This window comes from Mesorhizobium sp. WSM4848 (assembly GCF_055811375.1).
In genome coordinates, this window is record NZ_JBVVPX010000033.1 from 78,341 (window position 1) to 88,579 (window position 10,239).

A 10,239-nucleotide genomic window follows, 5' to 3' on the forward strand; every position below is an offset into this window, starting at 1 on the left:
GATCTCCCCCCAAATGGGGGAGATGTCCGGTAGGACAGAGGGGGGCGCTGTCCCGCCGGCATCAACAAAGTTCTGCATCGTCTCTGCGGCACGAACCACTGGCCTGGTGGGATTGCGCGGGCTAGGTCTTCGCCGTCCTTTCGCCGAGCCCCGCCCGTCGGTCCTGCAGGTACCGGCGCACGGCCGGATCGCGTTCGAGGCCGATCGCCCGGTCATAGGCCTCAGTAGCCTCCCGAGTTTTGCCGAGCCTGGCCAGAAGGCCCGCGCGGGCGGCCCAATAAGGCTGATAATCATGCAGCCGTTTGTCGTCGCCAAGCTCATCAAGTGCACTCAATCCCGCCGTGGCGCCATCGACCTCGGCAATGGTCACCGCGCGGTTGATCGAGACCACAGGCGAGCCGGCAATCACCGACAGCGCATCATAGAGCTGTTTGATCGCGGCCCAGTCGGTCCGGCCGGTCAGCCGCCTTGTCGTATGGGCGGATTGCACGGCTGCCTCGAGTTGATAGCGGCCGACGACGCCCTTGGCCGCGGCGTGCTTCAGCAATGTCTCCGCTTCGTCAATCAAGGCACCGTCCCACAGCCCAAGCTCCTGCTCGGCTAAAGGCACATAGTCTCCGGCGGCGTTGCGCCGCGCCGCACGCCGCGCCTCGGCAAACAGCATCAGGGCCAGCAGGCCAAGCGCTTCCGGCTCATCCGGCATCAGCGAGGCTACCAGCCGGCCGAGCCAGATCCCTTCGGTCGCGAGATTGCGGCGGCGGGTTTCGGTGCCGGCCGGGTCGGACCAGCCTTCGGCGAACGCGGCGTAGATCGCTTCCAGCACCGCATCCAGCCGCTCGCCGAGCTCGATTCTTTCAGGCACCCGGAACGGAATGCCGGTCTCGCGGATGCGGCTTTTGGCGCGCACCAGGCGCTGGCCCATCGTTGCCGGTGACACCAGGAAGGCCGAGGCGATCGTCGCTGCGTCGAAGCCCAGAACGGACTGCAGGATCAGCGGCGCGCGCACGCCAGCCTCGATCGCCGGATGGGCACAGGCAAACATCAGCCGCAGCCGCTCATCGGGCAGGTCTTCATCGATCATGCGGGCCTCCATCTCCTCGGCGATCAGCCTGAGATGGTCGCGGCTCGCCTCGCTGGTCAGTCGCCGCCGGATCGCGTCGACGCGGCGTCTGCGCGCCACCGCCAGCAGCCAGGCTTCCGGCTTCTGCGGCACGCCGGTTTGCGGCCAACGCTCCAGCGCCGCCGCAAAGGCGTCGGCCAGCGCGTCCTCGGCGCCGGCCACGTCGCGCGTACGGGCGGCGAGGAAGGCGACGAGCTTGCCGTAGCTTTGCCGGGCGGCCGCTTCCGCCGCCGCCCGGGCGACCTCCAGGTCATTCGTCATCACATGGTTTGTTCCCAGATCGGCCGCACCTCGACCGTGCCGGTGCTGGCAGCTGGGCATCGCGCCGCCCAGGCAATAGCCGCGTCGGCGTCCTCCGCCTCGATCATGTAGAAACCGGCGAGCTGCTCCTTGGTATCGGCATAGGGACCGTCGAGCACGTTGGTCTTGCCGTTGGCCATCCGCACCGAGGTCGCGGCCTGGGTCGGCTTCAGCCGGTCGCCGGCCAACCAGGAGCCGGACTTCTTTAACGCCTCGGTATAGGCGCCATAGGCTGCGCTGATCTCGTAGGTCTTCTCTGTCGGAGCGGCCGCCATCGCGGCTTCGTTCACGTAGATCAAAAGCATGTATCGCATGGTCTTCTCCATTTTCGAAGGCCGCATCGTTGCGAGCCGAACGCATGTCGCGCGGCCTCGCGCGATTTCGACAGGCTCAGCGAAAATCTTTCGGCTCCGATCGCACATCGCGCAAGCGGCCATGCGTTGCGGCATCACTCAGCCGTTCGTCTAATGGATATTATTGCGGGTTGGCATTTCCCGCCCGCTGTCTAAACTTGCGTCGGTTCGTGCTTGGCGAGGGCGGTACGGCCTTTGATATTTCAGGGAGGAAATCAGATGCACAATTTCAGGACGAAGTTTATTGCTGCCGGCGCGCTGGCCCTGTCGCTGGGGCTTGGCGCGGTGTCGGCCAAGGCGCAGGAATTCATCAACGTGCTGACCGGCGGCACCTCGGGCGTCTATTATCCGCTCGGCGTCGCACTGTCGGAAATCTACGGCAAGGGCATTGAGGGCGCCCGCACCCAGGTGCAGGCGACGAAGGCCTCGGTCGAGAACCTCAATTTGTTGCAGCAGGGCAAGGGCGAGATCGCCTTCGCGCTCGGCGATGCCGTCAAACTGGCCGCCGAGGGCAACACCGAAGCCGGCTTCCCCGGCAAGCTCGACAAGCTGCGCGGCATCGCCGCCATCTATCCCAACTATATCCAAATCGTTGCCAGCAAGGAGTCCGGCATCAAGACGCTTGCCGACCTCAAGGGCAAGAGCCTGTCGGTCGGCGCGCCGGCCTCCGGCACCGAGCTCAACGCCCGCGCCATCTTCGCCGCCGCCGGGCTGAAATACGAGGATCTCGGACGGGTCGAGTATCTGCCCTTCGCCGAATCGGTCGAGCTGATCAAGAACCGCCAGCTTGACGCCACGCTGCAATCGGCCGGCCTCGGGGTCGCCTCGATCCGCGATCTCGCCACGTCGGTGCCGATCAACGTCGTCGCCGTACCGGCGCAGGACGTCGCCAAGATCGGCTCGCCCTATCTTTCGGTGACCATTCCCAAGGGCACCTATGAGGGCCAAACCGAGGACGTCGCGACGGCCGCCGTCGGCAATTTCCTCATCACCCACGCCGACGTCTCCGACGAGACCGGCTATCAGATGACCAAGCTGCTGTTCGAAAGTCTCGACCAGCTCACTGCTGCCCACGCCGCCGCCAAGGCGATCGACATGGCCAAGGCGCTCGACGGCATGCCGGTGCCGCTGCATCCCGGCGCCGAGCGGTATTACAAGGAAAAGGGATTGGTGAAATAGGGCCGCTCCCTCCCCCTTGAGGGGAGGGTGGCCCGCTAGGGGCGGGAGGGGGTCCTCGGCGACGCGTTCCATCGCTCCGGCAAAAGTCGAGGCAGTTGAGGTTACCCCACCCGTCCATCCGCCTTCGGCGGCTGTCCACCCTCCCCTCGAGGGGAGAGGCCCCGCCAGGAACCCGCCAATGACCGACGCCCGTCCCGAAACGCCGACCGTTCTTTCCCCCACCGCCGAAGCCCCGGTCGAAGGCCTGCCGCCGGGTTTCGGCGACGGCATCGCCGGCAAGGCGGCCTTTCTCATCGCCATCGCCTTCTCCGTCTTCCAGATCTACATAGCCGCCTATGGCAGCCTGCCGAGCCAGGTGGTGCGCGCCATGCATGTCGGCTTCTTGCTGCTGCTCGGCTTCGGCCTGATCGCCAACCTGCGCGCCACAAGCACACCGGCAAAAGCAGCATTCTGGACGCTCGGCCTGCTCGGCTTTGCCACCGGCCTCTACAATTGGGTGTTCTATGTCGATCTCATCCGGCGCTCCGGCTTCCTCACCACGCCGGACCTGATCGTCGGCACGGTGCTGGTCGTGCTGGTCTTCGAGGCCGCGCGGCGGCTGATGGGGCTGCCGCTTGCCCTGATCGCCTTGATCTTTCTCGCCTACGCTTTCTTCGGCAATCACCTGCCGCCGCCCTTCATCCATCGCGGCTATGATTTCGCACAGCTCATCGACACCTTCGCCTTTGGCACCGAAGGCATCTACGGCACGCCGGTCTACGTCTCGGCCGCCTATATCTTCATCTTCGTCGTCTTCGCTGCCTTTCTCGAACGCGCCGGCATGATCGCACTGTTCAACGATTTCGCGCTTGGCCTGGTCGGCACGTGGCGCGGCGGCCCGGCCCAGGTCTGCGTACTGTCCTCGGCGCTGATGGGCACCATTTCCGGCTCCGGCGTCGCCAATGTGGTGGCCAGCGGCCAGTTCACCATTCCGCTGATGAAGCGCTTCGGCTTCCGTTCGGCTTTCGCCGGCGCGGTCGAGGCGACCTCTTCGATGGGCGGCCAGATCATGCCGCCGGTGATGGGCGCGGTCGCCTTCATCATGGCCGAGACGCTGAACATCCCCTATGCCGAGGTGGTCAAGGCAGCGATCATCCCGGCGCTGCTTTATTTCGGCGCCTGCTTCTGGCAGGTGTACCTGGAAGCCGGCAAGGCCGGCCTGCAGGGCATGGCCAAGGCGGACCTCCCCAATCCGTGGGACGCGGTGAGAAGACATTGGCCGCTGGTGCTGCCGCTGGCCGCGCTTATCTATCTGCTGTTTGCCGGCTATACGCCGATCTTCGCCGGCACCATGGGGTTGGCGCTGACCATCGTGCTCATCCTCGGCACGCCGCTGGCGGCTTTGATCGGGCCGCTTGCCTTCCGCATCGTCTTTTGGCTGGCGCTGGGGCTTGCCGCCGCCTCTTTCATGAGGTTCGGCGTCAACATCCTCAGTTTTGTCATCGCCGGGCTCGTCATCGCCTGCGTCACCTTCAGGGGCGGACGCGAGACGCTGCAGATATGCATTGATTCGCTAGCCGAGGGAGCAAAGAACGCGCTGCCGGTCGGCATCGCCTGCGCCATCGTCGGCATCGTCATCGGCACCTTGACGCTCACCGGCATCGCCTCCACCTTCATCGGCTGGATCATCTCCATCGGCGAGAACAATCTGTTCCTGTCGCTGGTGCTGACGATGCTCACCTGCCTGGTGCTCGGCATGGGCATACCGACGATCCCCAACTACATCATCACCTCGTCGCTGGCCGGGCCGGCACTGCTGTCACTCGGCGTGCCGCTGGTGGTCAGCCATATGTTCGTCTTCTATTTCGGCATCATGGCCGACCTCACTCCGCCGGTGGCGCTGGCCGCCTTCGCCGCCGCGCCGATGGCCAAGGAAAGCGGCCTCAAGATCGGCATCCAGGCCACCAAGCTTGCCGTCGCCGGCTTCGTCGTGCCGTTCATGGCGGTCTACACCCCGGCGCTGATGCTGCAGGACCCCGGTCCGATCGCCGCCCAGTTCGGTTATCCCGTCGAGGTCGCCTATATCGTTGCCAAGGCCTGCATGGGCATTGCCCTGTGGGGCGCCGCCGCCGTCGGGTTCCTGGCCCGGCGCATGGCTTGGTGGGAACGTCTCGTCGCCTTCGCCGCCGGCGTGCTGCTGGTTGCCGCACTGCCTGTCACCGACGAAGCCGGCTGGGCACTCTCTGTCGCCTGGATCGGCTGGCACTGCTGGCGTGCGCGGCAGGCCACCGGCACCGCATGAGTCTCTGTATCCTCGCCGCTGGCAAGACCGTGACGCTCACGGTGGCCGCCTTCACGCTCGCCTGGACGCATTCGGTGGAAAAGACGCATTGGCAGGAGGACTGGAAGGTGACGCCTTCCGGCTTGGAGATCGCCGAGGCGCGGATCAAGGGCTCGGGCGCCGGCATGGAACCGCCGGAAGGCTCGGTCCTGCGGGACGGCTGGTGGGCCTATAAACCCAAGATGGCGCCGCAGCGGCGCCTTGTGCTCGCGGCCTCCGGCGCGACGGGTGAAGGCTGGACGCTGTGCGCGGCTCAGGGCTGCCGCGAACTGGGCAAGGCGGCAGGCGACACGACGGTGCTGGAGCCGTGCAAAGGTTAGAGCCAGCCGCGGCAGCGGACGAGCGGCAAGCGGGTGCGGGACCTCATCCTCCAGGGCCTTGTCGGATGTCGAGTGCCGGGCACCGCCACATCGGCGGGCCGAAGACGCTCTATCGTTAGCCGCCAAAACCGGATTCCGACTGAGCAAGCCGACGCTCTTCGTTGCGGAAGAATGCTTTGAAAAACAGAATATCGGAAGCCGAACTGATTGCCCGGGCGATCAACGCGGTTGCGAGCACGGCAAAGATCAGGCGAACGAAAAATACACTGGTGAAGTCTGCACCCAGAGCGATGACAACCAGCGTGTCCTCTATGAGACTGTGGGCAAAGCCCATGAACACGCAAGCGAGGAAGATCTGGCGCGGCTCTACGCTGGTCGTGCGCGCCTCGCGGATCAGCAGTCCCGCGCCATAGGAAATTCCAAGAAGCAGACCGACCGCAGTGAACGGCACCGCCTGTGACTGGATGCCGGCAAGACGAAAGAGCGGCGCAAGCCCCTTGTTCAGCCAACCGAGGATGCCCGACATCTTGAGTAGCTCGATCAACCAGCTTAGTGCGAGGAGAATGACGAGCATAGTTGCCAGGGTTTTGAGCATGCCTAGAAAAAAACTGCTCCAATCAGCGCCTTCGCCCATTGGTATCCACGCCGGCTTCAGCGACTCGGATAGCCATCCGGTTGCTGCGAATATCTGGTGCAGGAGCATGGCAAGGATCAGTCCGCCGCCAATGCGAAGCGCCGCAGTGACCAAGAAGCTTGGCCCAACCTTCTGAATGATGCGTTGCTCAATCGGAATGGCATGCGCAAATAGCAAAAGGGTTGAAAGAACGGTCATGTCGGCAGTGCTCAACGTCGAAACCGGGGCCAGAGTGAACACGGTCACCACCGCGCCCCAAATTCCCACCAGCAATCCTGTCAGCCAGGCAAGAGCGAGCTCGGGCGGCAGTCCAACCAGCGTCATCAGAGGCGCGAAGAACGGAGAGATCGCCCGGATGACGCCAAGATCCTGCAGGATCTGTGTGACTATCGTGACCGGACCGATGATGCGGACCAATTCCCAATAGATTTCAAGCGTTTCCAGCGTCTTTCGATAGAGGGCGGCCTGCACTGCCATGGCGATCTCTCCGTGATTGACGCCAAATGACTACCGTGAGACGGTTCGCATTTGTGGTCAAAATTTGCGGACTTGTGCAATAAAATTGCAGACCGGTAGACGACGACGGAGGACCGGAATGGACCGGATCGACAGGAAGCTTCTCAAGCTTTTGCAAGAAGACGCTTCGCGCACCAATGCCGACCTGGCGGCGGAGGTCGGGCTTTCGCCCTCCAGCTGCTTGCGCCGCATTCGGCGGCTCAAGTCAGTCGGGGTCATCGACCGCGTAGTCGCGCTTCTTAATCCAGCCAAGGCCGGCAGGGCGATGAAGGCTATCGTCACGGTCGAGCTGGAGCGCCACGGCGAGCAACACATGCGCCGTGAGCGGCTCGACCGACGCTGTCCTTATGCTGCGCCTGATGGATATGGACGAGTTTGACAGTTTGTGCGAGCGGCTGTTCCGAGATCGGACGAATGTGGCGCGGTATTACACCATATTTGTGATTCGAACCGCCAAGGAGACGACCGCAATCCCGCTCTAGATTCTCGGAGGCCAACTCGGCGGAAGGGATCTCGCAGTTACTAGGCGATCACGCGAGTCCCGGCTACTTGGTGTCAAACGGCACTAAGCTCGCCGGCGGCGAGATCAAAGCCCCAAAATCTCAGACCCTTGGCGTTGTCGCCCACCTCCTGTCGGCGAGCCCAGGACGTTCCGTGCGATAGGTGGTCGCGCGGTGATCGGCGGCCGGCTTGCAGATCCGGCTGTCGTGACGGCTTTCCATGGTCGTCATCAGTGCGCGCTGATGCCGAGCGTGTGGCCTCGCCGTGCGCAAGCGGGGCCTGGGCCGCGCATGTAATAGCGCTCGGGCCGATAGGTCGGCGCGACGAATTCGCGGATGGCGGCAGCGTAGCCGATGAGGCGCGTCAAGAAGTTCATTTTCCCTGTCCCTGTCCCGATTTCGGATGTCCCTTCCGAATTACGTGGGATCATAGCGTCGAGGCGTGAATACTCGGTGAACACGATGTTAATCTTTGCTCAAAAAGGCCTTGGTTCGTGGCTGGAATGCGGCTGATTCGGGGTCTTTCCATGCAGTTCGTCGGCATTCCGGTTAGTGTGACTTTTGCATCACATATGTTTCGTTTGGATGTCGCTCCGACGCGCTTGTGTTTCAACTTTGGCCGGTGCCGCGAAATTTCCGTGCTCGCTCGGGAAAGCCAGGAACCCGTCCGATAGATGCACGTTGACGCTGAGAGCCGGGATCAACCCGGCCCAGCGGCTTCCGAGCGGAATCGCCGCCGGAACCCCCAACACAGCAATGGAAAGGCAAAGCCATGGGTTTCTTTTCGAAAGACATCAAGACGCTGGACGACCTCTTCGTCCACACGCTGCGCGACATCTATTACGCCGAGAAGCAGATCGAGAAGTCGCTGCCGAAGATGATCGACAAGGCGACCGATCCGCAGCTGAAAGCCGGCCTTGAAAAGCATCTCGGCCAGACCAAAGGTCATATCGAGCGGGTCGAGAAGGTGTTCGAACTGCATGGCGTGAAGGCCAAGACGGTCAACTGTCCGGCCATCGACGGCATTCTCGAGGAAGCCGATGAAGTCAGCGGCGACATCGACGACAAGGACGTTCTCGACGCTGCTTTGATCGCATCCGCGCAGGCGGTCGAGCACTACGAGATAACCCGCTACGGCACGTTGATCGCCTGGGCCAAGCAGCTTGGCCGCACCGACTGCGCCAATGTCCTGGCCAACAACATCAAGGAAGAGCAAGCGACCGACCGCAAGCTCACCGAGATTGCGGAAGCCAAGGTCAACCTTCAGGCCGCCGAGTAGACTCCCGATCGAGGCAACGCCGAACCGGCTTTGCCTCACTTTCCGTACCTGGACGTCGACCTTACAATGCGCCACGCTCGTTCCAGGGATTGCGCAACCGGCGGAGGAAGTCGTGCAGGAAAAGCCGAAAGCACCCGCTGGCAAGGTCGACAGCAAGGCAAAGCCTGCCAGCGGCAATGGCCAGATATCCACCCCTGTCAAATCCGCCGCGGCGGCAGACACCGTTGTAAAGCTTTCTCATCCGGACAAGGTTCTGTGGCCGCAGGAGAAAGTATCGAAGCAGGGCCTGCTCGATCATTACGCTTTGGTCTGGCCGCGCATGCACCAATTCGTCGTCAATCGGCCGCTCAGCCTGGTGCGCGCGCCGGACGGCGTCGGTGGCCAACGCTTTTTTCAGAAGCATGCCTCCGCGGGCATGCACGAAAAAATCGCCAGGATGAAGGATCCGACCGACGGCGAGGAGATCCTGTTCATCCACGATTTCGACGGTGTCGCTGCCTTGGTCCAACTCGGCGTGGTCGAGATCCATATCTGGGGCTGCACCGTCGACGAACTGGACAAGCCGGACCAGATCATCTTCGATCTCGATCCCGACGAAGGCGTCGACGTGAAAGCAGTGCGCGCGGCGGCGCTCGAAATTCACGGCCGGCTCGATGCGCTGTCGTTGCCGAATTTCGTCAAGACGTCGGGCGGCAAGGGCTACCATGTCGTCGTGCCGCTGAAACCGTCGGCGGATTGGAATAAGGTGAAGGACTTCGCCCATGATTTCGCCGGTGCCCTCGAGCGGGGCGCCCCTGATCGGTATACAGCGACGCTGTCGAAGAAGGCGCGTACCGGCAAGATCTTCGTCGACTATCTGCGCAATGGCCGCGGCTCGACCACGGTGGCGCCCTATTCGTCGCGCGCCAAGAAAGGCGCTACGGTATCGATGCCGGCGACCTGGACGGAAATTGATGCCGGGTTGGCGCCGAACGCATTTCCGATCGGCGACAAGACGACGCTAAATCAGTTGGCGAAAGCCGATCCCTGGGTGGATTTTTTCAAGCAGCGCAAGCCGCTCAAGCGCGTGTAGTTCATTGGCGTCTTCCCAGGCTGAGTGAACGCGAGAACGAGCGCCCCCTCCGTCCTGCCGGACATCTCCCCCACGAGTGGGGAGATCGGCCGTCATCCCTGCTTTCGCTAACCTCTAACGCTGAAAAAAAGAGCTGGACGGCGAAGCTGCTGATCCCCCTTGTGGGCAGGGGAATCGCATTTGAGTAGATGGGAAATGGCTTGCCATTTGCCGGGTTGTGGATTCTTGGGATGACTCCGTAATTGTGGAGTTCTCGATGGAAACGATCCAGGCTGTGTTCGGTCATCTCGATCCGCGCGACCAGAACGCTCGACACGATTTTTGCGAGATACTGTCCATTGCCTTCGCCGCGATGCTGTGCGGCGCCAAGAATTGTTCCGACATCTGGCGCTTTGGGCAGGAAAAGGAAGCGATGCTGCGAAATGTGCTCACTCTGGCGCATGGCATCCCCTCGCACGACACCTTCTCGACGCTGTTTCGCAAGCTTGTCCCTACGGCGTTCGCCGAGGCCTTCGCCGGCTTCATGCGCCATGTCGCGAGCGCTCCCGGCGGCGCGGGGCAGATCGCCCTCGACGGCAAGTCGATGCGTGGCGCCTTCGAGAAGGGCCGCCAGTTCGCGCCGCGCATGATGGTGTCGGCCTGGGGC

Annotated in this window: 9 protein-coding genes and 2 pseudogenes; 7 read left to right on the forward strand and 4 right to left on the reverse strand. The window is 63.0% G+C overall.

Features of this window, described 5'->3' with window-relative positions; translation table 11 throughout:
* Positions 1-121: 121 nt before the first annotated feature.
* Entirely contained in the window at positions 122-1,381 is a 1,260-nt protein-coding gene (locus AC0L16_RS25625) for an RNA polymerase sigma factor (RefSeq protein WP_473624053.1), read from the reverse strand.
* Positions 1,381-1,734 (reverse strand): YciI family protein, encoded by a 354-nt coding sequence (locus tag AC0L16_RS25630; protein ID WP_027155901.1) that lies wholly within the window; start codon positions 1,732-1,734, stop codon positions 1,381-1,383. The genes AC0L16_RS25625 and AC0L16_RS25630 overlap by 1 nt, the downstream gene beginning before the upstream one ends.
* Before the next feature lie 258 nt (positions 1,735-1,992).
* Between AC0L16_RS25630 and AC0L16_RS25635 the strand changes: the two genes are divergently transcribed.
* From AC0L16_RS25635 to AC0L16_RS25645, 3 genes are all read left to right on the forward strand, one after another.
* Entirely contained in the window at positions 1,993-2,952 is a 960-nt protein-coding gene (locus tag AC0L16_RS25635; protein ID WP_473624054.1) for a TAXI family TRAP transporter solute-binding subunit, read from the forward strand.
* 178 nt (positions 2,953-3,130) lie between these two features.
* Entirely contained in the window at positions 3,131-5,233 is a 2,103-nt protein-coding gene (locus tag AC0L16_RS25640; protein WP_473624056.1) for a TRAP transporter permease, read from the forward strand.
* Positions 5,230-5,592, forward strand: a complete 363-nt coding sequence (locus AC0L16_RS25645) for a DUF1850 domain-containing protein (RefSeq protein ID WP_473624057.1) — start codon at positions 5,230-5,232, stop codon at positions 5,590-5,592. Before AC0L16_RS25640 ends, AC0L16_RS25645 begins: the two co-directional genes overlap by 4 nt.
* A gap of 115 nt (positions 5,593-5,707) precedes the next feature.
* Here the strand turns inward: AC0L16_RS25645 and AC0L16_RS25650 are convergent, their stop codons facing one another.
* Positions 5,708-6,703, reverse strand: a complete 996-nt coding sequence (locus AC0L16_RS25650; protein WP_473624058.1) for a nucleoside recognition domain-containing protein — start codon at positions 6,701-6,703, stop codon at positions 5,708-5,710.
* A 118-nt stretch (positions 6,704-6,821) separates the two neighbouring features.
* On the opposite strand from AC0L16_RS25650, the pseudogene AC0L16_RS25655 reads away from it, so the two are divergent.
* A pseudogene (locus tag AC0L16_RS25655) lies at positions 6,822-7,224 on the forward strand (Lrp/AsnC family transcriptional regulator).
* A 248-nt stretch (positions 7,225-7,472) separates the two neighbouring features.
* On the opposite strand, the gene AC0L16_RS25660 reads toward AC0L16_RS25655, so the two are convergent.
* Positions 7,473-7,619 carry a hypothetical protein gene (locus tag AC0L16_RS25660; RefSeq protein ID WP_254017643.1) on the reverse strand — a complete coding sequence of 49 codons (147 nt, stop codon included), beginning with the start codon at positions 7,617-7,619 and terminating at the stop codon, positions 7,473-7,475.
* Between the two features lie 395 nt (positions 7,620-8,014).
* On the opposite strand from AC0L16_RS25660, the gene AC0L16_RS25665 reads away from it, so the two are divergent.
* From AC0L16_RS25665 to AC0L16_RS25675, 3 genes and pseudogenes are all read left to right on the forward strand, one after another.
* Entirely contained in the window at positions 8,015-8,521 is a 507-nt protein-coding gene (locus tag AC0L16_RS25665) for a YciE/YciF ferroxidase family protein (RefSeq protein ID WP_027154740.1), read from the forward strand.
* Between the two features lie 40 nt (positions 8,522-8,561).
* A pseudogene (gene ligD, locus AC0L16_RS25670) lies at positions 8,562-9,593 on the forward strand (non-homologous end-joining DNA ligase); the annotation flags it as partial.
* 256 nt (positions 9,594-9,849) lie between these two features.
* Positions 9,850-10,239: ISAs1 family transposase (locus AC0L16_RS25675; protein ID WP_473624060.1), on the forward strand; the 390-nt coding region annotated here is incomplete at its 3' end.

What these genes read in the sequence shown, in the direction of transcription:
- AC0L16_RS25625 (WP_473624053.1), bottom strand. Translation starts at nt 1,381, where the DNA reads ATGACGAATGACCTGGAGGTCGCCCGGGCGGCGGCGGAAGCGGCCGCC.
- AC0L16_RS25645 (WP_473624057.1), top strand. Translation starts at nt 5,230, where the DNA reads ATGAGTCTCTGTATCCTCGCCGCTGGCAAGACCGTGACGCTCACGGTG.
- AC0L16_RS25630 (WP_027155901.1), bottom strand. Translation starts at nt 1,734, where the DNA reads ATGCGATACATGCTTTTGATCTACGTGAACGAAGCCGCGATGGCGGCC.
- AC0L16_RS25635 (WP_473624054.1), top strand. Translation starts at nt 1,993, where the DNA reads ATGCACAATTTCAGGACGAAGTTTATTGCTGCCGGCGCGCTGGCCCTG.
- AC0L16_RS25660 (WP_254017643.1), bottom strand. Translation starts at nt 7,619, where the DNA reads ATGAACTTCTTGACGCGCCTCATCGGCTACGCTGCCGCCATCCGCGAA.
- AC0L16_RS25640 (WP_473624056.1), top strand. Translation starts at nt 3,131, where the DNA reads ATGACCGACGCCCGTCCCGAAACGCCGACCGTTCTTTCCCCCACCGCC.
- AC0L16_RS25650 (WP_473624058.1), bottom strand. Translation starts at nt 6,703, where the DNA reads ATGGCAGTGCAGGCCGCCCTCTATCGAAAGACGCTGGAAACGCTTGAA.
- AC0L16_RS25665 (WP_027154740.1), top strand. Translation starts at nt 8,015, where the DNA reads ATGGGTTTCTTTTCGAAAGACATCAAGACGCTGGACGACCTCTTCGTC.